Annotated in this window: 22 protein-coding genes; 9 read left to right on the forward strand and 13 right to left on the reverse strand. The window is 62.9% G+C overall.

Translation table 11 applies throughout. The annotated features are described in order from the left end of the window. Nucleotides 1–223: 223 nt before the first annotated feature. From gshB to AAIL66_RS12920, 7 genes are all read right to left on the reverse strand, one after another. Nucleotides 224–1,171: a glutathione synthase gene (gene gshB, locus AAIL66_RS12890; RefSeq protein ID WP_034405550.1), complete on the reverse strand. Its 948-nt coding sequence runs from the start codon at nucleotides 1,169–1,171 to the stop codon at nucleotides 224–226. A 79-nt stretch (nucleotides 1,172–1,250) separates the two neighbouring features. Continuing rightward, entirely contained in the window at nucleotides 1,251–2,429 is a 1,179-nt protein-coding gene (locus AAIL66_RS12895) for a benzoate/H(+) symporter BenE family transporter (RefSeq protein WP_343496885.1), read from the reverse strand. Nucleotides 2,430–2,567: 138 nt separating this feature from the next. Then, a complete protein-coding gene (locus AAIL66_RS12900; RefSeq protein WP_343496886.1) occupies nucleotides 2,568–4,436 on the reverse strand; it encodes a potassium transporter Kup in 1,869 nt (622 codons plus the stop codon). A 79-nt stretch (nucleotides 4,437–4,515) separates the two neighbouring features. Then, nucleotides 4,516–5,811, reverse strand: a complete 1,296-nt coding sequence (gene gshA / locus AAIL66_RS12905) for a glutamate--cysteine ligase (RefSeq protein ID WP_004340452.1) — start codon at nucleotides 5,809–5,811, stop codon at nucleotides 4,516–4,518. A gap of 78 nt (nucleotides 5,812–5,889) precedes the next feature. Further along, entirely contained in the window at nucleotides 5,890–7,356 is a 1,467-nt protein-coding gene (locus AAIL66_RS12910) for a potassium transporter TrkG (RefSeq protein WP_343496887.1), read from the reverse strand. A 9-nt stretch (nucleotides 7,357–7,365) separates the two neighbouring features. Then, the gene (gene trkA, locus AAIL66_RS12915) at nucleotides 7,366–8,826 is read right to left on the reverse strand and encodes a Trk system potassium transporter TrkA (protein ID WP_343496888.1); all 1,461 of its coding nucleotides are present in this window, start codon (nucleotides 8,824–8,826) and stop codon (nucleotides 7,366–7,368) included. A gap of 83 nt (nucleotides 8,827–8,909) precedes the next feature. Beyond that, nucleotides 8,910–10,190 (reverse strand): glutamate-5-semialdehyde dehydrogenase, encoded by a 1,281-nt coding sequence (locus AAIL66_RS12920; RefSeq protein WP_059439967.1) that lies wholly within the window; start codon nucleotides 10,188–10,190, stop codon nucleotides 8,910–8,912. Nucleotides 10,191–10,297: 107 nt separating this feature from the next. On the opposite strand from AAIL66_RS12920, the gene AAIL66_RS12925 reads away from it, so the two are divergent. Continuing rightward, nucleotides 10,298–10,606, forward strand: coding sequence for a hypothetical protein (locus AAIL66_RS12925; RefSeq protein ID WP_034350740.1), 309 nt, complete (start codon nucleotides 10,298–10,300; stop codon nucleotides 10,604–10,606). An 8-nt stretch (nucleotides 10,607–10,614) separates the two neighbouring features. Here the strand turns inward: AAIL66_RS12925 and holA are convergent, their stop codons facing one another. The 3 genes from holA to leuS form a co-directional block, all read right to left on the reverse strand. After that, on the reverse strand, nucleotides 10,615–11,661 hold the full coding sequence (holA, locus tag AAIL66_RS12930; protein WP_343496889.1) for a DNA polymerase III subunit delta: 1,047 nt from the start codon (nucleotides 11,659–11,661) through the stop codon (nucleotides 10,615–10,617). A 133-nt stretch (nucleotides 11,662–11,794) separates the two neighbouring features. Beyond that, nucleotides 11,795–12,307: an LPS assembly lipoprotein LptE gene (gene lptE / locus AAIL66_RS12935; protein WP_004340434.1), complete on the reverse strand. Its 513-nt coding sequence runs from the start codon at nucleotides 12,305–12,307 to the stop codon at nucleotides 11,795–11,797. Between the two features lie 164 nt (nucleotides 12,308–12,471). Continuing rightward, complete coding sequence (gene leuS, locus AAIL66_RS12940) at nucleotides 12,472–15,180, reverse strand: leucine--tRNA ligase (protein ID WP_343496890.1); 2,709 nt, start codon at nucleotides 15,178–15,180, stop codon at nucleotides 12,472–12,474. 368 nt (nucleotides 15,181–15,548) lie between these two features. Here leuS and AAIL66_RS12945 point away from each other — a divergent pair, with 368 nt between their 5' ends. The 3 genes from AAIL66_RS12945 to AAIL66_RS12955 all read left to right on the forward strand — a co-directional run bounded on the left by AAIL66_RS12945 (nucleotide 15,549) and on the right by AAIL66_RS12955 (nucleotide 17,882). Continuing rightward, nucleotides 15,549–16,769 carry a mechanosensitive ion channel family protein gene (locus AAIL66_RS12945; RefSeq protein ID WP_034382255.1) on the forward strand — a complete coding sequence of 407 codons (1,221 nt, stop codon included), beginning with the start codon at nucleotides 15,549–15,551 and terminating at the stop codon, nucleotides 16,767–16,769. Nucleotides 16,770–16,828: 59 nt separating this feature from the next. After that, entirely contained in the window at nucleotides 16,829–17,410 is a 582-nt protein-coding gene (locus AAIL66_RS12950; protein ID WP_003060496.1) for a DJ-1/PfpI family protein, read from the forward strand. Between the two features lie 118 nt (nucleotides 17,411–17,528). After that, nucleotides 17,529–17,882: a ribbon-helix-helix domain-containing protein gene (locus AAIL66_RS12955; protein ID WP_034394599.1), complete on the forward strand. Its 354-nt coding sequence runs from the start codon at nucleotides 17,529–17,531 to the stop codon at nucleotides 17,880–17,882. Nucleotides 17,883–17,885: 3 nt separating this feature from the next. Here AAIL66_RS12955 and AAIL66_RS12960 read toward each other — a convergent pair whose 3' ends face one another. From AAIL66_RS12960 to trxA, 3 genes are all read right to left on the reverse strand, one after another. Continuing rightward, a complete protein-coding gene (locus tag AAIL66_RS12960) occupies nucleotides 17,886–18,374 on the reverse strand; it encodes an META domain-containing protein (protein ID WP_034394637.1) in 489 nt (162 codons plus the stop codon). 52 nt (nucleotides 18,375–18,426) lie between these two features. Further along, the gene (locus AAIL66_RS12965; RefSeq protein ID WP_343496891.1) at nucleotides 18,427–19,473 is read right to left on the reverse strand and encodes a nuclease-related domain-containing protein; all 1,047 of its coding nucleotides are present in this window, start codon (nucleotides 19,471–19,473) and stop codon (nucleotides 18,427–18,429) included. A 183-nt stretch (nucleotides 19,474–19,656) separates the two neighbouring features. Further along, nucleotides 19,657–20,607, reverse strand: a complete 951-nt coding sequence (trxA, locus tag AAIL66_RS12970) for a thioredoxin (RefSeq protein WP_034394605.1) — start codon at nucleotides 20,605–20,607, stop codon at nucleotides 19,657–19,659. 319 nt (nucleotides 20,608–20,926) lie between these two features. Between trxA and AAIL66_RS12975 the strand changes: the two genes are divergently transcribed. The 5 genes from AAIL66_RS12975 to AAIL66_RS12995 all read left to right on the forward strand — a co-directional run bounded on the left by AAIL66_RS12975 (nucleotide 20,927) and on the right by AAIL66_RS12995 (nucleotide 26,261). Continuing rightward, complete coding sequence (locus AAIL66_RS12975) at nucleotides 20,927–21,904, forward strand: ABC transporter ATP-binding protein (RefSeq protein ID WP_343496892.1); 978 nt, start codon at nucleotides 20,927–20,929, stop codon at nucleotides 21,902–21,904. Next, complete coding sequence (locus tag AAIL66_RS12980; RefSeq protein WP_343496893.1) at nucleotides 21,901–23,313, forward strand: hypothetical protein; 1,413 nt, start codon at nucleotides 21,901–21,903, stop codon at nucleotides 23,311–23,313. Before AAIL66_RS12975 ends, AAIL66_RS12980 begins: the two co-directional genes overlap by 4 nt. 100 nt (nucleotides 23,314–23,413) lie before the next feature. Further along, entirely contained in the window at nucleotides 23,414–23,908 is a 495-nt protein-coding gene (gene purE / locus AAIL66_RS12985) for a 5-(carboxyamino)imidazole ribonucleotide mutase (RefSeq protein WP_034350760.1), read from the forward strand. After that, a complete protein-coding gene (locus tag AAIL66_RS12990; RefSeq protein ID WP_034350763.1) occupies nucleotides 23,905–25,071 on the forward strand; it encodes a 5-(carboxyamino)imidazole ribonucleotide synthase in 1,167 nt (388 codons plus the stop codon). Before purE ends, AAIL66_RS12990 begins: the two co-directional genes overlap by 4 nt. Before the next feature lie 191 nt (nucleotides 25,072–25,262). Further along, nucleotides 25,263–26,261 (forward strand): L-threonylcarbamoyladenylate synthase, encoded by a 999-nt coding sequence (locus tag AAIL66_RS12995; RefSeq protein ID WP_034350766.1) that lies wholly within the window; start codon nucleotides 25,263–25,265, stop codon nucleotides 26,259–26,261. Nucleotides 26,262–26,368: the final 107 nt, after the last annotated feature.

Below are 26,368 nucleotides of genomic sequence, written 5' to 3' on the forward strand. Positions count from 1 at the left end.
TAAAACCCGATTTTGAATCTCGTTGCTTGCTGCGATCAGCGAAGCCTTGAATTCTATCACAACTTTGCCGCCTGATTTCTTTCAGATCGACTAGCAAAAATTTGCATTTCGCTCAGTGAAGCCTTGCATTGTACACAGATTTTGGCAGGTCAGGCAACATCCGCACGGACATCCAGACAAAGAACCCCGGCAGGCCTTGCCTGCCGGGGTTCTTTGTCGCTTCTCAGGCGCTAGCTGCCTGCTCCAGTGCATCAACAAACAGTGCTGCCACATCGCAGCCGGTCTGATCAACGATCTCCTGGAAGCAGGTGGGACTGGTCACATTGATCTCGGTGACGTTGTGACCAATCACATCCAGTCCGATCAATAGCAGGCCACGCTGCACCAAACGCTCCCCAATGAACTCGGCAATTGCCTTGTCCTGCTGCGCCAATGGCTGGGCAACCCCCTTGCCGCCAGCCGCCAGATTGCCGCGCACCTCATTGCCCTGCGGAATGCGTGCCAGGCAGAACGGCACGGGCTTGCCGCCGATGATGAGCACCCGCTTGTCGCCATGAACGATGTCGGGCAGGAATTTCTGCACCATGACGCTGGTAGAGCCACCCTGATTCAGGGTTTCGATGATGCTGCCGAGATTGCGGCCGTCTTCGCCGACCCGGAAGATGCCCATGCCGCCCATGCCGTCCAGCGGCTTGAGGATGATGTCCTTGTGCTCTGCATGAAAAGCACGGATGTCCTGGGCGCTGCGCGTGACCAGGGTGGGCGAGATGAACTGTGCAAACTCCATGATGGCGAGCTTTTCGGGATGCTCGCGCAGTGCGCTGGGTTTGTTGAAGACCTTGGCGCCCTCACGCTCGGCCTGACCGAGCATGTGCGTGGCGTAGAAGAACTCGGAATCGAAGGGCGGATCCTTGCGCATGACGATGGCATCAAAATCTGCCAGTGCCGTCAAAGCGCTTCGCGTCTCCTCAAACCAGCGGTCTTGTTCCCCAGTCAGGCTGATGTGGCGCACCTGCGCCATGACCTTGCCGCCGCTTTGCCAGGAGATATGGCGGGGCTCGCAGGCCACGATCTGGTGTCCTCGGCGTTGAGCCTCACGCATCATGGCAAAGGTGGAGTCCTTGTAGATGACAAAGGATTCCAGCGGATCGGCAACAAACAGTATTTGCATGGTGAAAAACTCTAGCGGTAGAGGTAGATACCGGCATCATGCCCAGCCGGGCAAAACACCACAATATGACGGCAGATACTCAGGTTCTGCGCGCACGCAGGCTCTGGACAAGCAAGGCCAGGCTGCCAGCGACCACGCCCCAGAAGGCTGAGCCCACCCCTGCGATGACAACGCCGCTGAGCGTGACCAGAAAGGTGATGAGCGCTGCCTCTCGGTGCTTTTCCTCCTTGAAGGCCGTCGCCATGCCGCCGCCTATGGAGCCCAGCAAAGCCAGTCCGGCGATGCAGGCCACCAGCTCCTTGGGAAAGGCCGTCAGCAGGCCCGTGACCACCGCACCAAAGACACCTATCAAAATATATAGCAGTCCGCACACAGCAGCAGCGGTATAGCGCTTGTCCCTGTCCGCATGCGCCTCGTCTCCCATGCAGATCGCCGCCGTGATGGCGCTGAGGTTGAGGGCATAGCCGCCAAACGGCGCCAGCAACAAGGTCGCCATGCCGGTCATGCTGATGACCTTGGACACCGGTATCGGATAGCCCGTGGCACGGATCACCGCCACGCCTGGCAGATTCTGCGAAGCCATGGTCACGACAAACAGGGGCAACGCCAGGCTGATGAGCGCCTGCAGCGAGAACTCGGGAGCCGTATAGACCGGCATGGCCAGCCCGCCATGCACGGCCGACCACTGCATCTGCCCGCTCAGCGCCGCCCAGGCGGTTCCGGCCAGCAGGGTGATGATGACCGCATAGCGAGGAGCCATACGCCGCGAAAGCAGATAGGCAAGCAGCATGACCAGCACCAGGGACAGATTGGTCTCGGCCGCAGAGAAAGCCTGCATGCCGAACTTGGCCAGCACGCCGGCCAGCAGGGCCGACGCAATTTCCATGGGGATGCGGTTCATGATGCGCTCGAACCAGCCGGTCACCCCCACCAGAATGATGAGTGCCGCGCTGACAATAAAGGCACCGATCGCCTCCCCCATGGAGAAACCGCCCGCCAGCCCGGCGGTCGCCAGCACCGCCGCCCCTGGGGTGGACCAGGCCACCATGACTGGCATGCGCAGAATCAGCGACGGGAGCAGCGAACACAGACCCATGCCCAGACCCAGTGCCCAGATCCAGGAAGTAATCTGCTCAGGCGTGGCATGAAACGCCTGCGCCGCCTGAAACACCAGGGCTACCGAGCTGGTAAAGCCCACAAGCACGGCCACAAAGCCTGCGGCCACGGCGGCAGGACTCAAGTCTTTGAAAAAGCGCATCCGTGCATTCTGGCACCAGCCCCACCCCAAATGATGCACTCCGCGTAAGCGCGAATGACGAAGCCCATCATCACGTCAAAATCAATAGCTATCAGCGCTTGCGGATAAAGAGCCAAAGGCCTATTTAACTCAAAGTATTTACAGCTCGATCTTGGAGCCCAGCTCCACCACCGAGTTGCTCGGGAGGTGCAGGAAATCAGCCACCCGGCTCGCGTTCTTGTGCATCTGCGCGAACAGCTTTTCGCGCCAGTGCGCCATGGAGTTGTTCATGCGCGGGATGATCACATCACGCGACAGGAAATAGCTGGTGGACATGGAGTCCAGCTTGCAGCCCTGGGTACGCAGTTGCGCCAGCGCAGCAGGCACATCGGGCTCGTTCTTGAAGCCGTAGTGGATGATGACTTCCCAGCAGTCGCCGCCCAGCGACTCGGACTCCACCCGCTTGTCCATCCCGACCCAGGGCACTTCGTGGTTGCGTACGGTCACAAAGAGATTGCGCTCATGCAGCACTTTGTTGTGCTTGAGGTTATGGAGAAGCGCATGCGGCACGGTGCCGGGCTCCCCCGAGAGGAAAACCGCCGTGCCGGGCACGCGCGTGGGCGGATGACGCCAGGTGGATTCCAGAAACTGACGCAGATCCAGCGCATCCGCCTGCAACTTCTGATGCAGCAGCTCGCGCCCTCGGCGCCAGGTCATCATCAAGGTAAAGACCGTGCCACCGATCAGCAGCGGGAACCAGCCGCCTTCAAACAGCTTAAGCAGATTCGAGGCGAAGAAAGCCAGATCCACCACGAAGAAGAAGCCCGTCGCCAGCAGGCACAAGGCCAGCGAATAGTTCCAGCGATAGCGGATGACAAAGAAGGTCAGCATGGTGGTGATCAGCATGTCCAGCGTCACCGCAATACCGTAGGCCGCCGCCAGATTGCCGCTATTGCGAAACAGCAGAACAGCCAGCGCAATCGCCACAAACAGACCCCAGTTGACCAGAGGCATATAGATCTGGCCCGTCTCCTTCACACTGGTGTGGCGTACCTCAAAGCGAGGGAAGTAGCCCAGCTGAATGACCTGACGCGTCACGCTGAAGGCCCCCGTGATCAGCGCCTGCGAGGCAATCACCGTGGCCATGGTGGCCATGATGACCAGCGGCAGCAGCGCCCAGCTGGGCGCCATCATGAAAAACGGGTTCTTGACTGCCTCGGGATTGGCCAGCAACAAAGCGCCCTGACCGAAGTAATTCAAGGTCAGCGCCGGCATGGCAACGCTGAACCAGGCCAGACGGATAGGCTTCTTGCCGAAGTGCCCGAGATCGGCATACAACGCCTCGGCACCCGTCACACAGAGCACGACCGAGCCCAGAATGATGAAGCTGATGCCCGGGCTGTTCCAGATGAAGCGGACCGCGTAATGCGGGCTGAGTGCCGCCAGGATTTCCGGATGCCCCATGATCTGGTGCACGCCCAGCAGGGCGATACAGACAAACCAGGTCACGGTGACAGGGCCAAAGAACTTGCCTATGCCTGCGGTGCCGCGCTTTTGCACGAAGAACAGCAGAAACAGAATCACCAGTGTCAGCGGAATCACGGCCTTGGTGAAATGCGGCGAGATGACTTCCAGGCCCTCAACCGCCGAGAGCACGGAAATCGCCGGAGTGATAACGCCATCGCCATAGAAGAGCGAGGTGCCGAACATACCCACCAGAAACAACGTGCTGGACAGTCGCGGCCTGTCCTTGACCGTCTGCGAGGCCAGGGCCAGCATGGCCACCAGCCCGCCCTCGCCGTTGTTGTCGGCGCGCAGCACCAGGGTCACGTACTTGAGGGAGACGATGACCGTGAGCGTCCAGAACAGTACCGAGAGCACGCCATAGACGTTGTCCGGCGTGAACGGCACATAGCCTGAGCCGAAAACCTCCTTGACCGAGTACAAAACACTGGTTCCGATGTCTCCGTAGACGACACCGATCGCGCCCAGGGTCAGGGCGCCTAGCGAGGATTTCGAATTTTGCACGGTTCAGGAGGCGACTCGTAAGGCAGTCACCAAGTGATCAATTTGTCGGCATTGTGCGCTGTCCTCAGCGCCTGCGAAATCAGTCGTAAATTTCTGCGTCGGGATTAGTGGCTTCCAACTCGTAGCTGGCCGCTAACATGGCCAAACGTGCTATCACGCCATACATATAGAAGCGGTTGGGTGCGCTGGCGCCCGGACGTGCGCTGGCCTGAGGCAGGTGGTTGCTCTGCTGGAAAGCCAGGGGCACGTAGCCCGCACCGGGAGCATTGAGGTTCTCGTCCTCGCCGCGCTCGGGGTGCATGCGGTAGAAACCGCCCACCACATAGCGATCCATCATGTAGACCACGGGCTCGGCCACGGCGTTGTGCATGCGCTCATAGGTCAGCACGCCCTCCTGCACGATGACGTCATGCACGGTCTGGCCGTCCTTGATGACGCCCATCTTGTTGCGGCTCTTGCGCGGCAGCGCAGCCAGCTCCTTGGCGTCGCGCACGGTCATCACGCCCATGCCATAAGTGCCGTTGTCGGCCTTGACCACGGCAAACGGCTTTTCCTTGATGCCGTATTCCTTGTACTTGCGGCGCACCTTGGAGAGGATCACGTCCACCTGCTCGGCCAGGGCCTCCATGCCCGTGCCTTCGGCAAAGTCGATGTTCTCCACATGACCGAACAAGGGGTTGATCAGCCAGGGGTCGATGCCCAGCAGCTTGCCGAAGCGCTTGCCGACTTCCTCGTAGCTCTGGAAGTGACGGCTCTTGCGGCGCACATTCCAGCCTGCATGCAGCGGCGGCAGCAGGTATTGCTCGTACAGCTCCTCGATAATGCCGGGCACGCCGGTGGAGAGGTCGTTGTTGAGCAAAATGGTGCAGGGGTCGAAATCCTTGAGGCCCAGACGGCGCTTGCTGCGGATCACCGGCTCCAGCTTGATCTCGTCGCCCAGGGGCAGCGTGATGGACAGCGTCTTCTTGATCTCGGGGCTGATGGAGCCGATGCGCACATTGAGACCCGCCATGCTGAAGATGCGCTTGAGCTGCAGCACGCTGGCCAGATAGTGGGTGTTGCGCGTGTGGTTCTCGGGAATGATGAGCAGATTGCGCGCCTCGGGGCATATCTTTTCGATGGCAGCCATCGCAGCCTGGACAGCCAGTGGCAGCATTTCATCGGTCAGGTTGTTCCAGCCGCCAGGAAACAGGTTGGTATCCACCGGTGCCAGCTTGAAACCCGCATTACGAATGTCCACCGAACAGTAGAACGGCGGCGTGTGCTCCATCCATTCCAGGCGGAACCAACGCTCAATGGCAGGCATGGAGTCGAGAATGCGCTGCTCAAGTTCGTTAATGGGGCCGGTCAAAGCCGTGACGAGATGTGGAACCATAAATACCCTCAAGAGACGATGGTGGGGGGCAATTGTAGAGATTGAAGCATGAGATAGGTGTTTTCCCCAGTCTTTGTTTCAACGACGCCAGAACGCCGGTGACAGCAAAGCCATGAAACTCAGTATCTCGAGCCGCCCCAACAGCATGCCCAGAGTACACACCCAGATCTGGAAATCCGTCAACACCGTGTAGTTGGATGATGGGCCAACCGCGCCCAGTCCTGGTCCCATGCAGTGCACGCTGGCCAGCACGGCAGAGAACGCGGTCAGAGGGTCGAGATCGGTCAGCAGCAGCACCATGCTCAGCACAATGACGGTGGCACCGTAAACCAGCATGTAGGCCAGCACCGAAAAAATCATCGGGTTATCTACCACCGCATCGCCCAGCCGCACCGGCTGCACGGCTCGCGGGTGCACCAGACGTGTCATCTCGCGCCTGGCCTGCTTGACCAGAATCAGCATGCGCACCATCTTGATGCCGCCGCCGGTCGAGCCTGCGCTGGTGGCCACCCCCGACAACAGCAACAACAGAACGGGAATGAACACCGGCCAAGACAGATAGTCCGTGGTGGAAAAGCCGGTGGTCGTGGCTACCGAGACGGTATGGAACATGCCGTTGCGCAAGGCATCGAGCGGCCCATAGACCCCCTTGACCCAGAGCAGCAGCGCCACCAGCAGGCCCGAGCCCAGCAACACGCCGATCGTGGCGCGCATTTCGGGGTCGCGCATGAAACTATCGACGCGCCCCTTGCGCATGGCCACGAAGTACAGCGCAAAGTTGCAACTTGCCAGCAACATGAACAGCAAGGCCGCGGCCTCCAGCAGCGGCGAGTTGAAATAGGCGAAGCTGGCATCGTGCGACGACAGCCCGCCCAGGCTCACCGTGGCGAACATATGCATCAGCGCATCCAGCGGCTGCATGCCGCAGGCCCAGAAGGTCAGAAAGCAGCCAATGGAGAACAGCGCGTACACACCCCACAGGCCTTTGGCCGTCTCGGTAATACGCGGCGTGAGCTTGGTGTCCTTGACGGGACCTGCAGCTTCCGCTCTGAAAAGCTGAGCACCGCCGACACCCAGCAGTGGCAACACGGCCACGGCCAGAATCAGAATCCCCATACCCCCCATCCATTGCATGAAGGTACGCCAGACATTGATGGACACCGGCAACTGATCCAGACCGCTGAGCACCGTGGCCCCGGTCGTCGTCAGGCCCGATACGGCCTCGAAGTAGGCATGGGTGAGACTGATGGAAATGCCCACCCGGTTCAGCCCCATCATCAGCGGCACCATGGCACACAGCGGCAGCACTACCCAGACCAGGGTCACCAGAATCACGCCATGGCGCGGTTGCAGATCCTGCTTGTGACGGTGCAGCCCCCCCCACAGCAGCAGGCCCACGCCTACCGTCAGTCCGATCGACCAGGGATAGATGCGCCAGATGCCATCCTGCGTGAACCAGGAGATGCCAAAGGGCAGCAGCATGGCGCCGGCAAACATGATCATCAGCATGCCCAGCACACGCAGGACAGGAAGCAGGTCTTTCATGTGTGCAGCTTAGAAAAAGGTGGCGCTGACGCGGAACAGGTTTTCCACGTTGCGCACCAGTCGCTTGTTGGGCAGAAAGAACACCACATGGTCGCCGGATTCGATTACGGTATGGCTGCGCGGAATGATGACCTCGGTCTCCAATGCCGTGCCCGCCACTTCCTCGCAGGTCTTGCCTTCTGGAATGCCGCGCACGATGAGACCGATATGCACTTCCTCGGGCAGGCGCAGCTCTTCCACCTTGCGCCCCACCACACGCGAACTTTTGCGGTCGCCCCGCGCCACGATCTCCAGTGCCTCGGCCACGCCGCGGCGCAGGCTGTGCACGGCCTGCACATCGCCGCGGCGCACGTAAGCGAGGAACTCGCCCAGCATGGCCTGCGCCGGCGACAGCGCAATATCGATCTGCGTGCCGTGCATCAGGTCAGCATAGGCGCGGCGATTGATCAACGACAGCACGCGGCGCGCGCCCATGCGCTTGGCCAGCAGGCTGGACATGATGTTGTCCTCGTCGTCGTCCGTCAGCGCCAGAAACAGATCCACCTCCTCGATGCCCTCTTCCTCCAGCAGCGCCTCATCGGTGGCATCACCCTCCAGCACCAGCACTTCGGCAGGCAGCGCCGACGACAGGCTCAGACATTGCTGGGCGTTGGACTCGATGATCTTGACGTGAAAGCGCCCGGGCGTCTGCGCCAGCTTCCTGGCCAGCCGCAGGCTGACCTGACCTCCGCCCGCAATCATGATGCGGAACACCGGCCGGCTCGGGCGGCCTGCGGGCAGATTGATGGCCTTGAGAGCCTCGGACACATGCTCGGTCGCTGCCAGCATGAAGACCTCGTCGCCGGGCTCTATGCGCGTGGCCCCGTCGCAGCGCACAAACCGGTCTGGCTCGTCCATGAAACGGCGGTAGATCGCCACGATGCGCATGGCCAGCTCGGGCATGCGCTCTCGCACCTGGGCAATCTGCAGGCCCACAGCAGGCGCGCCGGCACGCGCGCGTACCGAGGCCAATGCGGCCCGACCGCCCGCAAATGCGCGAACCTGCATGGCTTCCGGGTATTCGATGAGCTTGCGGATGTAATGGGTGACCGATTCCTCGGGACAGATGATGCGATCGACCGCAAAACCCTCCTTGCCCAGCACCGGGTCATCCACCGCAAAGCTGGACGAGCGCACCCGCGCAATGCGGGTGGGAATATCGAACACGGCCTGGGCAATCTTGCAGCAGACCAGGTTGGTCTCGTCCATGGAGGCACAGGCGATCAGCAGGTCGGTATCCTTGGCGCCGGCCTCGGCCAGGACCTGGGGATCGATGCCGTTGCCAACCACACCGCGCAGGTCGAAGCGCGATTCCAGCTCACGCAATGCTCGCGCATCCGTGTCGATGACGGTGATTCCGTTTTGCTCGGACACCAGACTTTCGGCCACACTCTGGCCTACGCGCCCGGCACCCAGAATAATGATTTTCATGGTGTTATGGAAAGGGATCCAAGCTGCGGCATTGAGTCATATCCGGAAAAGACCGCGCCTGCAGCCTCTCCGGAAGACGGATTTCAGGAGCGGACTTCGCCGTCGCCCAAGACCACGTATTTGAGCGAAGTCAAGCCCTCTATGCCCACCGGACCACGCGCATGGAACTTGTCGGTGCTGATGCCAATCTCGGCGCCGAGTCCGAACTCGAAGCCATCGGCAAAGCGGGTGCTGGTATTGACCATGACGCTGGCCGAATCGACCTCGCGCAGGAATTTCTGCGCATGCAGGTGATTGGTGGTCAGAATCGACTCCGTATGGTGGCTGGAGTACTTGTTGATGTGTGCAATGGCCTCGTCCACACCGTCCACCAGCTTCACGCTGATGATGGGGGCCAGATATTCCTCGTACCAGTCCTGCTCCACTGCCTGGGCCAGCTTGGCATCCTTGACAGTCTGCAAAATAGCCAGGGCCTCGGCATCGCAGCGCATCTCCACGCCCTTGGCAGCATAGACGACACCGATCCTGGGCAGGAAGTCTGCAGCCACGGCGCGTGCCACCAGCAGGCTTTCGCTGGCGTTGCAGGGGCTGTACTTGTTGGTCTTGGCGTTGTCGGCCACCTTCACGGCCATGGCGATGTCGCAGGGATCATCCACATAGGTGTGGCAATTGCCATCCAGATGCTTGATGACGGGCACCTTGGCCTCGCGACTGATGCGCTCGATCAGGCCCTTGCCGCCACGGGGGATGATGACGTCCACATAGTCGGGCATGGCGATGAGTTGACCCACGGCGTCACGGTCGGTGGTCTCCACCAGCTTGACACCGTCTTCAGGCAGACCGGCCTCTGCCAGCGCCTGGGCCACCAGCCTGGCCAGCGCCTTGTTCGAGTCAATCGCCTCCGAGCCACCGCGCAAAATGCAGGCATTGCCGCTCTTGATCGAGAGGCTGGCCGCTTCGATGGTCACATTCGGGCGGCTTTCATAAATCATGCCGAACACGCCCAGGGGCACACGCATCTGGCCCACGCGGATACCGCTTGGCATTTGCTTGAGGCCGCTGATCTCGCCGATCACATCGGGCATGGCAGCCAGCTGCTCGCAGCCTTCGGCGCAGGTCTCCAGCACCTTTGGCGTCAGTCGCAGCCTGTCGACCATGGGCGCCGACAGGCCATTGGCCACGGCACGCTCCAGATCGCGGGCATTGTCGATCTGCAGCGGCTCGACGTTCTCGCGAAGCAGACGGGCCAGCGCCTTGAGTGCTTTGTTTTTAGTAGCTGCAGACGCACGCGCCATCAGTGCAGAGGCGGCTTTTGCCTGTACACCGAGGTTGTGCATGTATTCGACGGTATTGAGCGCGTTCATGGCGTGATTTTCGCCGAGATAAGCAAGTTGCGCAGACAAGCCCGACCATGAGGGGGTTTATGGCCCTGCTGACACCTACACTCGGCCTCTGAATCGCAAGGAGACTTATGAGCCACAACACCACAGCGCTGCAGGAAAGCGCCCGCCAGCTCCAGCAGCTGCGCAGCGGATTCGAGCAGCTCGCCCGCTCACAGATCAGCGCCAGCGCCCTCGGCCAGCAGGCACGCGCCGCGACCACATTGCTTGCGGCACTGCCGCCACGCTATGGCGAGGTGCTGCTCAATCTGCTGGACCGGCTCGAATCCAGCGCGCTGTTCACCGAGGAAAGCTGCTCCTTCAGCCAGAAGGACCTGCTGGACAATCTTCGCCTATGGGCCGACAAGGCCCAAGCCCAGCTCACTGCCAATCCCGACTGAGCCGCAAATCAGCGCCCGGCCTGGGCCAGCTGCATGGCCAGCTGCCGCAGGGCCTGCCAGCTGTCGCGTGGCCAGCCCGCGCTGGGCAGGCCTTTGACAATTCCGTCCACGGCATGGGCAGCCTGGAGCAGTTCGGCCGCACGTGCATCGCTGACACGCGGCAGCAGCCGCTCCATCAGCCTCTCCTTGGAGCCCCAGATGCGGTTCTCGCGCAGCGCCATGGGCAGGGGCTTGCCGCCCGCCATGGCGTCCTTGACCCGCTTGATGTTTCGAATGTCCTCGGCCAGCGCCCAATGCACCAGCACCTCGGCCTCGCCTTCGGCCTGCAGGCCATCCAGCATGCGCATGCTGCGCGCCACCTGGCCCGATAGCAGGGCCTCGGACAGCTTGAACACGTCGTAGCGCGCCACATTGAGCACGGCCTGCTCCACCTGCGCCAGACTCAGCTCGCCCTCGGGGTGCAACAGGGCCAGTTTTTGAATTTCCTGGTGCGCGGCCAGCAGATTGCCTTCCACGCGGTCGGCAAAGAACTGCAGCGTGCGCTGACCTTCTTCCCCGGCCGCCACGCGCTGGTTCTGCAGCGCCAGACGCTGGGCAATCCAATGCGGCAGCGCACCGCGCTCCACCGGGTCGACCTGGATCGAGACACCGTTGCCGTCCAGCGCCCCAAACCAGGCCCCGGTCCTGGTGGCCTTGTCCAGACGCGGCAGACTGATCAGGGTCAGCGTGCTGTCGTTGCCCTGGGCGCTGCTGGCCAGCTGCTGCAGCGCAGCACTGCCATCCTTGCCGGGTTTGCCGCTGGGAATGCGAATTTCGAGAATCTGCTTGTCCGCAAACAGGCTCAGGCTGCCGCCGGCCGCCAGCACGCCGCTCCAGTCAAAGTGCGCGCCCATGACGGTATAGCTGCTGCGCTCGGTATAGCCCTGAGCACGCGCCGCTGCACGAATCGCGTCGGCCGCTTCCTGCTGCTGCAAGGGCTCATCGCCATGCAGCACATAGAGCGAGCGCAAGCCCTTGGCCAGATGGGAGGGAAGCTGGTTCAGCGCAAGCTGCATGGAGAAAAGTTTTCTATAAAAAGTATCTGAAACGCCCTGAATTCAAGCGTCAGCAGCTATCAGATTCACCGGCGCATCGCCGGCGACTCGCGGCCTCCGCCCGGGACCGCCGCGCAGCAACTCAGGCAATGGCTTATGACACCTGCAGGCTCTTGACCGCAGCCAGACGGCGAATGATCTGCTGCACGATGTCGTTGCGCATGTCCTTGTTCAGCATTTCCTCTTCTACTGCCTTGGACAAGGCATTGGTTTCGTTATAGGTCACGTTGCGAATCTGGCGAATCTCGACCGGCTCGATCAGCTCATCGCCGCCGGGCGTGCGCAACGAGAAGCGCACGATCAGGCGCAGTTCGATTTCACGCACCTGGCCAGCCACGTTGGAGCCGATGATCACGCGCTGTGCCTGCTCGCTGATGATCTGGCAGATCACCTCGGCGGTATCGGGCGATGCCGGGTCCTTGACCACGGTCAATTGATCGCTGCTCGATTCCAGACTGCGACGCAGCAAAGTGCCCACGGGCGCACCACGCCCCGCCTGCACATAAATGGAGCGAAACACAAAATTCGGCGCACCGCGCAGGCGAAAGCCGCAGGCCCCCAGCAAAGGCGTCAAGGCCATGGCGGCCAGCAGCGTACGTTTTTGCATCAACTGTCCTCTAATCTTCAAGCCCTGCTGCGAGCATCGCCTCCTGCTCCAGAAATACCGAGCAAGAGCCGCCCCGCAGCGAAGGTATTGTCCCCCTCCCGCGAAGCGAGAGAGGGGGAAGGCGGGGCCGCCTGGGCGCGAAACGCCTCAGGGGGAGACTCCGGTCACACGACAATATTCACCAGACGACCCGGCACCACGATGATCTTCTTGGGTGCACGGCCTTCGGCAAACTTCTGGTACTCCTCATTGGCCAGTGCAGCCGCCTCGATGGCAGCCTTGTCGGCAGTGGCGGAAACCAGGATCGCACCGCGCAGCTTGCCGTTGACCTGCAGCACCAGCGAGATCTCGTCCTGCACCAGGGCCTTGGGATCGACCTGCGGCCAGGGGGCATCGAGCAGATCGCCCAGGTGGTTGGCATAGCCCAGCTCGCTCCACAGCACATGCGCCAGATGGGGCGTAGCGGGGTAGAGCACGCGCAGCAGAATGCCGAAGCCTTCGATCAGCGCCACCTTGGCACCGGTGTCATCCAGGGCCTTGAAGTCTTCCAGCGCATTGATCATCTTCATCGCGCCGGACACCACGGTGTTGTACTGCATGCGCGAGTAGTCGTACTCGACCTGCTTGAGCACGTTGTGGATTTCCAGACGCAGGGCCTTGGCCGCCTTGCCGAATTCCACATCGTCCAGCGACTTGGCGCCGGCCACGCCCTGCACCGCGGAAGCCATGTCCATGCCTGTCAGCTTGCTGCCGAAGTTGTAGACGCGGCGCAGGAAGCGATAGCTGCCTTCCACGGCGGCGTCGTTCCACTCCAGCGTCAGCTCGGGGGGCGAGGTGAACATGGTGTACAGACGTGCGGTGTCGGCGCCGTACTTCTCGATCAGATCCTGCGGGTCCACGCCGTTGTTCTTGGACTTGGACATGGTGCCCACGCCCTCGTAATCGATGGCGGTACCCACGGGCAGCAGGCCGTCGGCGCTGTCCACTTCGACCTTGAGCTTGGCGCCGATGATCTTGCCGGAGTCGTCGAACACATGCTCCACATCCTTGGGCCAGAAGTATTCCTTGGCGCCCTTGGCCGTGCGACGGCTGTAGATGTGGTTGAGCACCATGCCCTGGGTCAGCAGCTTGGTGAAGGGCTCGTCGATCTTGACCAGACCCAGGTCGCGCATGACCTTGGTCCAGAAGCGCGCATACAGCAGGTGCAGGATGGCGTGTTCCACGCCGCCGATGTACTGGTCCATGGGCATCCAGTAATCGGTGCCGTCGGCCACCATCTGCTCGCTGTTCTTGGCGTCGCAATAGCGCATGAAGTACCAGGACGAATCCACGAAGGTATCCATGGTGTCGGTTTCACGGCGGGCAGGCTTGCCGCAGCAGGGGCAGACCACGCCTGCGTGGAAGGCCTCGGACTTGACCAGCGGATTGCCGGAGCCATCAGGCACCAGGTCCTGGGGCAGGACCACGGGCAGATCCTTCTCGGGCACGGGTTGAGGACCGCAATCGGCGCAATGAATGATGGGGATGGGAGTGCCCCAATAGCGCTGACGGCTGATGCCCCAATCGCGCAGGCGCCAGGTGGTCTTGAGCTCGCCCAGGCCCTTGTCGCCCACAATCTTGGCCACAGCCTGCACCGCATCCTTGTGGTTCAGACCGTCGAGATCGCCGGAGTTGATCAGTACGCCGCGCTCCTTGTCGCCATACCAGTCGTTCCACTGCTTGTCGTCATAAGCGGCCTGGCCTTCCACGGCCACCACCTGCTTGATGGGCAGGCCGTACTTGTTGGCGAAGGCGAAGTCGCGTTCGTCGTGGGCGGGCACGCCCATCACGGCGCCGTCGCCATAGCTCATCAGCACATAGTTGCCGATCCACACCTCGACCTGCGCGCCGGTGATGGGATGGGTGACGAACAGGCCCGTGGGCTTGCCTTCCTTTTCCTTGACGGCCAGTTCGGCCTCTGTCGTGCCACCCTTTTTGCATTCTTCGATAAAGGCAGCCAGTTCGGGCTTGTCGGCAGCGGCCTGCTGTGCCAGGGGGTGCTCAGGCGCCACGGCGCAGAAGGTCACGCCCATGATGGTGTCTGCACGCGTGGTGAAGACATACATCTTGCCGTCCTGGATCAGTTGGCCGTCAGCCCCCTTGATGTCATGGGTGAACGCAAAGCGCACGCCAGCGGACTTGCCGATCCAGTTCTCCTGCATCAGGCGCACCTTGTCGGGCCAGCCATTCAATGTGGCCTTCTCGTTGCCGACCTGCACATGGTCCAGCAGCTCCTGGGCGTAGTTGGTGATGCCCAGGTAGTAGCCGGGAATCTCGCGCTTTTCCACCAGCGCGCCGGTGCGCCAGCCGCGGCCGTCGATGACCTGCTCGTTGGCCAGCACGGTCTGATCCACCGGGTCCCAGTTCACCACCTGGGTCTTGCGATAGGCAATGCCTTTTTCCAGCATCTTGAGGAACAGCCACTGGTTCCACTTGTAGTACTCGGGGTCGCAGGTGGCGACCTCGCGGCTCCAGTCGATGGCCAGGCCCATGGCCTGCATCTGCTTCTTCATGTACGCAATGTTCTCGTACGTCCACTTGGCGGGCGGCACTTTGTTCTTCAGCGCAGCGTTCTCGGCAGGCAGGCCGAAGGCGTCCCAGCCCATGGGCATGAGGACGTTGTAGCCCTTCATGCGCAGCTGACGCGTGAGCATGTCGTTGATGGTGTAGTTGCGCACATGGCCCATGTGCAGCTTGCCGCTGGGGTAGGGCAGCATGGAGCAGGCGTAGTACTTGGGCTTGCTGCCGTCTTCGGTGACGCGGTAGGCGTCCTTGGCTTGCCAGTGGTCTTGCGCGGCGCGCTCGACCTCAATGTGGTTGAATTTTTCTTGCATGGTGCAGTGCAGTGGCCGCCAGCCCCACTTGGGACCCGGCAAGGTAGAAATCTGAAATCAGCAGGGATTTTAGGCTGCCCGACCGCTTGCGCCGTTTTAGCCCCGCATGACCGCAGAACCCGCTGCGCCATCCGGGCGGCCTTCCTGCACGCCACGCTGGGAAATACGGCTTTGCGTAAGCTAGTGGCTGTTCACACATTGCTGAACTTTTTGCACGCCAGCCGGTCTGACCGGCCTGTTTCCGTGCCCGACGCCATCGCCTGCCTTCTGCCCGAAGTTGCCAGACTTGCGCTCCTGCCCCGGTCCATTATTCTGAGGAGCTGCTCTTGCTTTCCCGCTGGTCTTTTGTTTCTGACTGGAATCCCGCCATGCAAATGCTGGCCTCGCTCTGCATCCTGGCCCTGACCGCTCTTGTGGCCGGCTGGCTGACCCAGTGGCTGGGGCTCAAGGTCTTTCGCCGTATGCGCGACACCCTCAGGACCGGCTGGGCCCAGATCCTCATGCACGACAAGGTGCTGCGCCGCCTGGCCAAGGTCGTGCCCTCGCTGATCGTGCAGTTCGGCGTGCAAGGCGTGCCGCATCTGGAGCCGCGCTGGACCACGCTGATCACCAATGTGGCGGTTGCCTTCACGCTCTACCACCTGGCACGCGCGCTGTGCGATCTGCTCAATGCCACGAACGAGGCCCATGAACGCGACGAGGCACGCAAAGCCGCCGTCCAGACCCACTCCATCAAGAGCTATGTGCAACTGGGCAAGCTGCTGGTCTGCAGCTTTGCCGTGGTGCTCATCGTGGCCACGCTGATGGACCGCTCGCCGCTGCTGCTGCTCTCGGGCCTGGGCGCCATGTCGGCCGTGCTGATGCTGGTCTTCAAGGACACCATCCTCTCCTTTGTCGCCGGCGTTCAGCTCGGCAGCAACGACATGCTGCGCGTGGGCGACTGGATAGAGATGCCCCAGGTCGGCGCCGACGGCTTTGTGACCGATATCGCGCTCAACACCGTCAAGGTGCAGAACTGGGACAAGACCATCACCACCATTCCCACCTGGCGGCTGATGACGGACAGCTTCAAGAACTGGCGCGGCATGTTCGACTCGGGCGGACGCCGCATCATGCGCTCGCTGAACCTGGACGCCAACACCGTGCATCTGCTCTCGCCCGAGGAGCGCGCAGGCATGGGCCATATCGCGCTGCTGCAACCCTACTGGAGCGAGCGCGACGGCCTGCAGGCCATGCCGGGCGCGGCCGAGGCCGCCATGCCAACCCAGGCCATCGCCGCCCACCAGGTGACGAATCTGGCCGCCTTCAAGGCCTATGCCTACGCCTATCTGATGGGCCATCCGCGCATTGGCAAAGGCCCGGGCATGTTCCTCATGGTGCGCACCATGGAGACATCGCCCACGGGGCTGCCGCTGCAGCTGTTCTGCTACACCAACACCACCGTCTGGGTGGAGTACGAAGGCATACAGGGCGAAATCTTCGACCATCTGATCGGTGTGCTGCCGCAGTTCGGGCTGACGCTGTACCAGCGCTCGTCGGACTATGGCACCCACTATCCGCCCGCCCGTCCCGATGTAGTAGCCCGTTAATACCTGCCGCGTGCCCTGACTGCCCACAATGGCCTGACCCAACCACAAGGAGACAGACCATGGCAGGCAAGAAAATTTTGATGATTTGCGGCGACTACTGCGAGGACTATGAAACCATGGTCCCGTTCCAGGCCCTGCTGGCAGTGGGCCATACCGTGCACGCGGTCTGCCCCGACAAAAAGGCCGGCGACCAGATCAAGACCGCCATCCACGACTTTGAAGGCGCACAGACCTATAGCGAAAAGCCCGGCCACAACTTCACGCTCAACGCCACGTTTGCCGATGTGAAGCCCGAGCAGTACGACGCCCTGGTCATCCCCGGCGGCCGCGGCCCCGAGTATCTGCGCGGCTATGAAAGCGTGCGCGCCGCCGTACGTCACTTCTTCGACACCAACAAGCCCGTTGCCGCCGTCTGCCATGGCGCGCAACTGCTGGCTGGGGCCGGCGTGCTCAAGGGCCGCACCTGCTCGGCCTACCCCGCCTGCCGCGCCGAGGTGGAACTGGCCGGGGGCAGCTACGCCGACATCCCCGTCGATCAGGCCCATACCGAAGGCAATCTGGTCAGCGCTCCGGCCTGGCCTGCCCATCCTGCCTGGATTGCACAGTTTCTCGCGCTGCTGGGCACGAAAATTTCACACTGAAATCGGCCTCCAGAGCTTTCCCATCAAGCGCAGCAAGCTATCAATTCGAGAGTTCACCTCTTGACGCAGCAGTCGCCGGGCCACACCATGGCCCGGTTTTGTTTTGGAGAGTCGCGCCATGTGCCAGGTCTTTATCAGCGCCGATCCGCAGCTCTGGGCCCACCGGGCCCGCTCCATCCGGCTGCATGGAGTCGCCACCAGCATCCGGCTGGAAAACCTGTTCTGGCAGGTACTCGAAGAGATTGCCGCGCGGGACGGCTATACCGTTCCCCAGCTCTGCACCAAGCTCTACGACGAACTGCTGGCCGAGCGCGGAGCGGTGGACAACTTCAGCTCTTTTCTGCGTGTCTGCTGCACCCGCTATCTGGCGCTGCAGCTGTCGGGGGAGATTCCGCAGGACATGGGCATACCGATTCGCTCGCTGGGCAATGCCTCGTCACTCAAGTCCTCAAGCCCACAACTCACGCACTGAGGTTCAGCGCAGATACACGGCCTCGAGTCGCAGCAGCGCACGCCCCTCGGCATCGCTGAGCACCAGCTTCTGCCCCTGCACGGCATAGCTGCTGACCTGGGCCAGGGTTGCCAGCAGCAGTTGCTCCCGGCGCATGCCCTGCACACAGGCCATACGGGTGCCGCCCACGTCCGAAAATCGCAGCCAGCGCCCGTCCAGGCTGTAGTTGCCGCGCAGGCGATTGCAGCCGCCCGCGCCATGAAAACGGCCGCTGCCGGTCTCCAGCACCAGATGCGGCTCGGGCTGATTGTCATAGGCGCTGACATGCGGGCCGTCACCCAGCTGTACCAGTTTCCAGTAGGTATCGAGAAGCGGGGCCGGCACGGCAGCCATGGCTTCGCCTTCGGACGCTGCAGGCCCTGCATCCGCAGCGCCGACTGCCAGGCTCCCCAACAGCAAGAGTGCGCTCAATGCCGGGCGAAGAACGGTATGCAGCTTCGAGAAAGCAGTCATCACAAACACCTTTGCGGCCTTCAACGCATACAGACAAAGCGCTTGCAGCTCATTATTCAGGAGTCTCAGACGCTTGCGCAAGCACCTGATCACCGCGCACAAAGCTGCAGGCCACCGCATTGGTACAGCGCCAGATGGCCTGCCCCGCCAGCGGCCCGCGCTGCATCAGCAACTTGCGCAACGGCCATTCGCATTGCGGGCAGACCGGCACAGCATCGACCCGTCCGTGCCGCACCGGCTCTGCAGCCTCTGCCGCAGAGTCAGCCAACCTGGCAGGAGCCGCAACGGCAGGCTGGGCGGGCGACACCTGCGCCGACAGATCCCTATCGACCGCTGTCGAAGGCGGCGCCGGCATGACAGGCTCCAGCAGAACATCCACCGTCTCGGGCGCGGGCGGCCTGACCAGCTGGTCAGCGGCCTCCGCCACCGGCTCCTGCCTGGGCTTGCGCGCCTTGCTGTGCAACTGCCGGACATGCGCCACATGCCGCCTGTCGGTGGCACGACCGGGCTGCAGCCGCAGTTCTTCGAGCTTGTCCAACAGCGCCTGCATTTGCTCGGGACTCCACACGGGCTGGGTAAAGCTCTGAATATGGCCGACAAAGCCAAGGCCGCGCGTGACATGGGCCGGCATCTCGGTCTTGAACTCGCAGTCACCCACAAAGGCGATCACCGAGTGCAGATGCTCGGGTGCGATGTCCAGCAGCGACTGCAAGGTCTTGATGTGCTTGTAGTTCTGGCGCAGCGGGTTCTGGAAGCGGCTGCGCTTTCTGAAGATCTGCTGCGTCCATTCGCGCTGCTTTTCGGTGCCGAAGATCCAGCCCTGGAAGTTCTTGGTTTCCAGCACGAACAGGCCGTAGGGCGAAAAGATCAGATGGTCGATCTGCGTGCTGCCGCCATCCGCCGTGGGCAGGGTGACGTTGTGCATGTCCACATAGATCAGCGGATCGAGCTGCCGGCGGATCGCTGCCTGCACGGCCCGCTCGCCACGCCAGCCCTTGAAGCGCGGCGAGCGCAGCACGGCCGCCAGCACCATGAATGCGAGCGCCAGCCCCAGATACAAAAACAGGCCATCAAAGGCCGTGGAAAGAATCTGATTCATTGATCCCACCATGTCAAACACTGGCGCGTACAAAAGTCAGAGATGCCAAGCAAGAGCCGCCTCGCGGCGGGGGCGCCCAGCCGAAGGCATCGCCCCCCTCCCATAGCGCGCAGCACGTAGAGAGGGACGCCCGGCCAGGGGGAAGGCGCGGGTCAGCCCAGGTAAAGCGCCTCAGGGGGAGGTTTAATTCAACGCCATGCTCAGCTTGCGGCGATAGCTGTTGACCAGCGCCGTCGCCTCGTCCTGCTCGGCACTGTTCTTGCCCAGCAGCTCGATGCCGCCACTGGTCTTGCCGGGAACGGCGTCCTGCTTCTTGGGCTTGGGCGGGGTCAGCAGCTCCAGCACGCCGACGATGAGCTTGCGCGCCGCCTGCTCGTTCCAGGTCTTGTCGCGCATGATGATTTCCAGCAACTCGTCCATGGCATCGGTCCACTGGCTGTGGGCCAGCAGCGCGCGCGCACGGCCAAAGCGGGCGTCGAAGTCGCGCTTGTTGGCGGCGATGGCGGCGTCGTACTTGGCCACATCGGCATTGTCGTCCTGCACGGCAAATTCCAGCGCCTTGAGCCACTGGTTCAGCGCTTCAAAGCGCAGCGGCTGGGGAATGCGCTTGACGGGCTCAGCCAGCAGGGCTGCAGCTTCCTCGAAGCTGCCGGTGGCGATCAGCAGGCGCACATAGTCAAAGCGCGCATCGTCGTTGGCCGGGTCGGCCGCCAGCGCATCGGCCAGCTTTTGCAGCGCGGCCTGGGTGTCGCCGGACTCCAGCAGGGCCTGGGCTTCGTCGGCGTCAGCCTCGGCCGACAGCTCGCCCTCGGAGGGCAGATGCTTGTCCAGGAACTCGCGCAGCTTGCCTTCGGGCTGGGCGCCCATGAAGCCATCCACGGGCTTGCCGCCGATCATCAGCACGCAGGTCGGGATGGAGCGGATGCCGAACATGCTGGCCAGTTGCTGCTCCTGATCGGAGTCGATCTTGACCAGCTTGAAGCGGCCTTCATAGGCGACTTCCAGCTTTTCGAGCACCGGGCCCAGCGTCTTGCAGGGGCCGCACCAGGGTGCCCAGAAGTCCACCAGCACGGGTACGGCCATGGAGGCGGCTACGACTTCGGCTTCAAAATTCTCGAGGGTGACGTCAATCATGTGATTCCCAATGCTGCTTGTGCGCTGCCACGCGGGCAGCGGCGCTGAAAAGTCTGCGAACCGGCCACTCCAGCAGAGTGCCCACCGCGCGATGCTGCGATTCTCCACGCAAATGCGCGAGCGCAAGCCATAGACCAGAGCGGACCGGGTCTTTGCTACTCAGATGGGAGCAGCCTGCGCATGTTTCAAGGTCGATTCAAGGTGTTTTATGCCGACAATCGATGAACGGCATACGCAAACAGCTACGGTTTCAAGAGTAACCGCCCCGCAGCCGCGCTCGCCCCTGGGCTATATTGCTTGCGAACCAAGGAGCGCAGACTTGATTGAAGTTTCACAACTGGTGTTTGAATATCCGGGCCACCGCGCCCTCGACGGCGTGAGCCTGTCCATCGCTGCGGGCAGCGTGACGGCACTCGTCGGCCCCAACGGCGCTGGCAAATCCACACTGATGCGCTGCATCGCCGGCCTCGAGCAGCCGCTGTCCGGCCATATCCGTGTCAAAGGCCTGTCGGTCGAGGAACAGCCGCGCGAGGTGCATCGCCACCTGGGCTATCTCTCGGACTTCTATGGTCTGTACGACCGGCTCAGCGTGATGCGCTGCCTGCAGTACTCGGCCCTGTCCATGGGCGTTGCACCCGGTGACGTGGATGCCCGCGTACGGCAGGTGGCCACCCAGCTGGGCCTGACGGAGCTGCTGCACCGCCACCCGACCGAACTCTCGCGCGGTCAGCGCCAGCGGGTGGCGATCGGCCAGGCCATCGTCCACCAGCCCGGCGTGCTGCTGCTCGACGAGCCGGCCAGCGGCCTCGATCCCGATGCGCGCAGCAGCCTCTCGACGCTGTTTCGCCAGTTGCAGGCCCAGGGCATGACGCTGATCGTCTCCAGCCACATCCTCAGCGAACTGGACGAGTACTGCACCCATATCCTGAGCATCCGCGACGGCCGCATCGAAAGCCATGAGGCGCTGCAGAACGCCCACGGCCCGGGCCAGCCCGCCGCTGTCGGCCAGCAACCCCAGCTCTATGCGCTGGAAGTGGCCATGGAGCTATGCGAAGGCCTTGAGGCCCGCCTGCGTCAGGCCTTGCTGAGCACCTCGGTGCAGGACTTCGACACCACAGGTCGCCGCCCGATCCAGCTCTGGCTGCCGGCCGCCGCCGGCGCACGTGCCCAATGGCTGGCCCAGCTGGTGCAGGCCGGCATTCCCGTCGCCGCGCTGTACCCGGTGCGCGAGCGGCTGCAGGACCGCTATGCCCGCACTGCCCAGGCCCGCGATACCGAAAGTCAGGAGCAAGCATGAGCCAACGCAATCCCGAATTCCAGCGCCAGCTCTGGCTGAACTGGCGCCCCTCGCTGCTGGCCTGGAGCCTGGGCCTGAGCCTGCTCATCCTGGCCCTGCCCTTCGCCCTGTCCTCTACCAAGGGTCTGCCCGGCACGCTGAGCATGACCGCCATTGCCGGCCTGTATCTGGCCGCCATCATCTATGGCAGCGTGCTGGCCGGGCGCAGCCTTGCCGAGGAAGCCAGCCAGAACACCTGGGACTGGCAACGTCTGTCCGTGCTCACGCCCTGGCAGATGGCCTGGGGCAAGCTGCTGGGCGCCACCTTGCCTGCCTGGCTGTATGTGCTGTGGTTTGCGCTGGCCGTGGCGGGTGTGACCCACTTCTGGGCGCTGGAGCCCCTGAAGTTGCAACACACGATTGGCCTGGCCGTGATCTGGGGCCTGGGCCTGCAGACCTGGGCCATGAATTCCGTGCTCATGAGCTGGGGGCTGAGGGACAGGCCCATCAATCGCCGGCGAGCGGCACTGCTGCCTCTGCTGATCCTGTTCTTCGCCCCCGGTCCCTTTATCGACCATGTCTACAAAGGCATTGTGGACATCGACGCCGAGCCTGTGTTCTGGTGGGGCCTGAATGTGGGCGGCCTGGGCCTGGCCTATCTGGCCGGTGTGCTGGTGCTGGGCCTGGGGCTGCTGGCCCTGTGGCGCCAGCTTTGCACCCGACTCGATGTACGCACCCTGCCCTGGGCCTGGCCTCTGGGTCTGGCGCTGACCGGATTTTTCGCAGCCGGCTCGCTCAATCTGGGCATTGCCGAATTTTTCAGCAGCACAGCCTGGATCGCGCTGATCGGCACCGCCTATGTCGCCCTCCAGCACATGGACCAGCATCTGCGCGCCTGGCGCCAGGTTCAATGGTCGGCCAGCCGCCAGCGCTGGCGCGAGGCGCTGGAGGCACTGCCGCTGTGGCCCGTCAGCCTGCTGCTGGGCTTTGCCATGGCCTTGCTGCTGCTGTTCGCCCCCCAGTCACTTGAGGCGGCCATCAGCGGCAAGCTCAACAGCTTTACCTTCTATCTGTGCCTGCATCTGCTGCGCGACTGCCTGCTGCTGACCGGCTTCGCCCTGCTGGCGGGCAGGCTCAAGTCTCCCCTGGCCTCGTTTGTCATCGCCTGGCTGATCCTCAACATCGCCGCGCCGCTGCTGGCCTATGGCATGGGCGGCTATACAGGTGCCATGTTTGTTCAGCCCGTGGTGGCCATGTGGATGAGCTCGCCGGACGGCATAGAGCAAGCCGGTGCCTGGCTCAGCTATGTGCCCTGGGCTTCCCTGAGCCTGCAAATCCTGGTCACGCTGGCCTGGGTCATCCATGTCTTCAGGGACCGCGTGCTGGGCTTTGCGCGCGATAACGCGACGGCCCATATCCGGGAGTCATAGTTGCTTTACCCAGACGGCTATGCCCCACAGTCGGGCGGCAATGCGGCGAAACCGTAAAATCAGGAGTTCCACTAGGCCGGGCGGCAGCGCCCTGAAGAACATGAACCCCATCCAAGTTGGCGTGGTCATGGGTTCCAGCAGCGACTGGGACACCATGCAACACGCAGTTGCCATCCTCCAGCAATTCGGTATCGCTTTTGAAGCGCAGGTCGTATCGGCCCACCGCATGCCGGACGACATGTTCCGCTTTGCCGAAGCCGCAGCCGACCGTGGCCTCAAGGCCATCATCGCCGGCGCCGGCGGTGCTGCCCACCTGCCCGGCATGATTGCCGCCAAGACCACCGTGCCGGTGCTGGGCGTGCCCGTGGCCAGCCGTCACCTGCAGGGTGTGGATTCGCTGCATTCCATCGTGCAGATGCCCAAGGGCGTGCCCGTGGCCACCTTTGCCATCGGCAATGCCGGTGCGGCCAATGCGGCCCTGTTTGCCGTGGCCCTGCTGGCCAACGAAGACCCCGCGCTGCGCGCCAAGCTCGAAGCCTTCCGCGTCGAGCAGACCGAGGCCGCCCGCAATATGACCCTGCCGGTGAACGCATGAGCAACACCGATGTGATCCTGCCCGGCGCGACGCTGGGCGTGCTCGGCGGCGGTCAGCTGGGCCGCATGTTTGCACATGCCGCACAGGCCATGGGCTATTTCACCGCCGTGCTGGACAAGGACGAGACCAGCCCCGCCGGTCTGGTGAGCCACCAGCATGTTCGCACCGGCTACGAAGACCCTCAGGGCCTGGCCGAGCTGGCCAGACTCTGCGCAGCCGTGACCACCGAGTTCGAAAACGTACCTGCCGGCTCGCTGAACAAGCTGGCCGAGAGCCTGCCCGTATCGCCCGCCGGCTCTGCCGTGGCGATCGCCCAGGACCGCGCTGCCGAGAAAGCCCACTTCGTGAAGTGCGGCGTGCCCTGCGCCCCCTATGCCGTGATCGAGACGGCCGAGCAGCTGGCCGCCGTCAACGACGCGCTGCTGCCCGGCATCCTCAAGACCGCGCGAATGGGCTATGACGGCAAGGGTCAGATCCGCGTCAAGACCCGCGACGAGCTGATCAAGGCCTGGGACGAGCTCAAGCAGGTGGCCTGCGTGCTCGAAAAAATGCTGCCGCTGGCGCACGAATGCTCGGTCATCGTGGCCCGTGGCCGCAATGGCGACATCGTCAACCTGCCCGTGCAGCGCAATCTGCACCGCGACGGCATTCTGGCCGTGACCGAGGTCTACGAAGGCAACGTACCTGCAGCACAGGCAGAGCAAGCGGTAGCCGCTGCGAAATCCGTAGCTATCGGCCTCGATTACGTGGGCGTGCTCTGCGTGGAATTCTTTGTGCTGGACAACGGCCAGCTGGTGGTCAACGAGATCGCCCCGCGCCCGCACAACAGCGGCCACTACAGCCAGAACGCGATGGATGTGTCGCAGTTCGAGCTGCAAGTGCGCTGCATGACCAATCTGCCCCTGGTGCAGCCGCGCCAGCACAGCGCCACCGTCATGCTCAACCTGCTGGGCGATCTGTGGTTCAAGGACGGCGAAACCGCCAAGGCTCCGGCCTGGGATCAGATCCTGGCCCTGCCCGGTGCTCACCTGCACCTGTACGGCAAGGTCGATGCCAAGCCAGCCCGCAAGATGGGCCACTTGAACATCACCGCGGCAAGCCCCGAAAAAGCGCGTGAAACCGCTTTGAAGGCCGCTGAAATCCTCGGCATTGCTGCGTTCTGATAACACCCCCTGAGCGGCTTTGCCTAGGCGGCCCCGCCGCTTCCCCCTAGCCGGGCGCCCCTCTCTCGCTACGCGGGAGGGGGACGACGCCCTCGCTGCGGGGCGGCCCTTGCTTGGCGTCCTTCGCTGATGCTCTGCAAGCGCAAAAGCACCGCACATACGGCGGCGCAGTGCATGAAAGAGGAATTGAAATGATCTTGGATGGAACGCTGGAAGCCTCGGTGCAAGCCGCTGCTGCTGCGCTGCAGCAAGGCCGGCTGCTGGGCCTGCCCACCGAGACGGTCTACGGTCTGGCCGCGGACAGCGACAACGATGCGGCCGTGGCGCAGATCTTTGCCGCCAAGGGCCGCCCGGCCAACCATCCGCTGATCGTGCATGTGGCCGACGCCGCCGCCATCACGCGCTATGCCAAGGAAGTTCCGGTCTTTGCCCAGCAGTTGATCGACGCGTTCTGGCCCGGCCCGCTGACCCTGATCCTGCCGCGCCTGCCGCATGCCGCCAAGGCATCGACCGGCGGTCAGGACAGCGTGGGCCTGCGCTGCCCCTCCCACCCCGTGGCCCATGCGGTGCTGCAGGCCTGCCAGCAGCTCGATCCGCCGGTCTGGGGCGTCTCGGCCCCCAGCGCCAACAAGTTCGGCCGCGTCAGCCCCACGACGGCCGAGCATGTGGCCACCGAGTTTGGCGAAGAACTGCTGGTGCTCGATGGCGGCGCCTGCGAAGTGGGCATTGAATCGACCATCGTCGACTGCACGCGGGGCGTGCCCGTGCTGCTGCGCCCCGGCGCCATCACGCGTGACGATATAGCGCGTGCCTGCGGCCTGCGACCGCTCTCGAAAGAAGAGCTGACTGCGGATACCCCGCGTGCATCGGGAACGCTTTTGGCGCACTACGCGCCCAACGCCAAGGTGCGGCTCATGGATGCCAGGCAGCTGCAATCGGCACTGGACATCCTGGGCAAGGATGGCAGGAATATTGCCATCTATCACCGCAGCCCCCTCAATGTCACCACCGCCCAGTTGCTGCTGCGCCGCATGTCCGACGAGCCGCGCGACGTGGCCCGCGAGCTGTTCGGCATGCTGCGCAATTTCGACGACTGGGGCGCCAAGCTGATCTGGATCGAAACCCCGCCCGACACCGCCGACTGGGAAGGCGTGCGCGACCGCCTGCAACGTGCGGCGGCTGCGGGCTGAGCGGTCGCTTAGCTGATTTTCAAGTAAAGATGCAAATTTTTATTCGTTTTCTTTATTAGACGCCTTCTCTAACCTTGCTTGCTTCAAAGCAACTTCAAAGGTTAGAA

It is taken from the genome of Comamonas sp. F1-6 (assembly GCF_039581415.1).
Classification (GTDB): Bacteria; Pseudomonadota; Gammaproteobacteria; order Burkholderiales; family Burkholderiaceae_C; genus Comamonas; species Comamonas thiooxydans.

Bases quoted from the DNA above. Each gene is read 5' to 3' on its own strand.
- gshB (WP_034405550.1), bottom strand. From the start codon at position 1,171: ATGCAAATACTGTTTGTTGCCGATCCGCTGGAATCCTTTGTCATCTAC.
- AAIL66_RS12895 (WP_343496885.1), bottom strand. From the start codon at position 2,429: ATGCGCTTTTTCAAAGACTTGAGTCCTGCCGCCGTGGCCGCAGGCTTT.
- gshA (WP_004340452.1), bottom strand. From the start codon at position 5,811: ATGGTTCCACATCTCGTCACGGCTTTGACCGGCCCCATTAACGAACTT.
- AAIL66_RS12910 (WP_343496887.1), bottom strand. From the start codon at position 7,356: ATGAAAGACCTGCTTCCTGTCCTGCGTGTGCTGGGCATGCTGATGATC.
- trkA (WP_343496888.1), bottom strand. From the start codon at position 8,826: ATGAAAATCATTATTCTGGGTGCCGGGCGCGTAGGCCAGAGTGTGGCC.
- AAIL66_RS12920 (WP_059439967.1), bottom strand. From the start codon at position 10,190: ATGAACGCGCTCAATACCGTCGAATACATGCACAACCTCGGTGTACAG.
- AAIL66_RS12925 (WP_034350740.1), top strand. From the start codon at position 10,298: ATGAGCCACAACACCACAGCGCTGCAGGAAAGCGCCCGCCAGCTCCAG.
- holA (WP_343496889.1), bottom strand. From the start codon at position 11,661: ATGCAGCTTGCGCTGAACCAGCTTCCCTCCCATCTGGCCAAGGGCTTG.
- lptE (WP_004340434.1), bottom strand. From the start codon at position 12,307: ATGCAAAAACGTACGCTGCTGGCCGCCATGGCCTTGACGCCTTTGCTG.
- leuS (WP_343496890.1), bottom strand. From the start codon at position 15,180: ATGCAAGAAAAATTCAACCACATTGAGGTCGAGCGCGCCGCGCAAGAC.
- AAIL66_RS12945 (WP_034382255.1), top strand. From the start codon at position 15,549: ATGCAAATGCTGGCCTCGCTCTGCATCCTGGCCCTGACCGCTCTTGTG.
- AAIL66_RS12950 (WP_003060496.1), top strand. From the start codon at position 16,829: ATGGCAGGCAAGAAAATTTTGATGATTTGCGGCGACTACTGCGAGGAC.
- AAIL66_RS12955 (WP_034394599.1), top strand. From the start codon at position 17,529: ATGTGCCAGGTCTTTATCAGCGCCGATCCGCAGCTCTGGGCCCACCGG.
- AAIL66_RS12960 (WP_034394637.1), bottom strand. From the start codon at position 18,374: ATGACTGCTTTCTCGAAGCTGCATACCGTTCTTCGCCCGGCATTGAGC.
- AAIL66_RS12965 (WP_343496891.1), bottom strand. From the start codon at position 19,473: ATGAATCAGATTCTTTCCACGGCCTTTGATGGCCTGTTTTTGTATCTG.
- trxA (WP_034394605.1), bottom strand. From the start codon at position 20,607: ATGATTGACGTCACCCTCGAGAATTTTGAAGCCGAAGTCGTAGCCGCC.
- AAIL66_RS12980 (WP_343496893.1), top strand. From the start codon at position 21,901: ATGAGCCAACGCAATCCCGAATTCCAGCGCCAGCTCTGGCTGAACTGG.
- purE (WP_034350760.1), top strand. From the start codon at position 23,414: ATGAACCCCATCCAAGTTGGCGTGGTCATGGGTTCCAGCAGCGACTGG.
- AAIL66_RS12990 (WP_034350763.1), top strand. From the start codon at position 23,905: ATGAGCAACACCGATGTGATCCTGCCCGGCGCGACGCTGGGCGTGCTC.
- AAIL66_RS12995 (WP_034350766.1), top strand. From the start codon at position 25,263: ATGATCTTGGATGGAACGCTGGAAGCCTCGGTGCAAGCCGCTGCTGCT.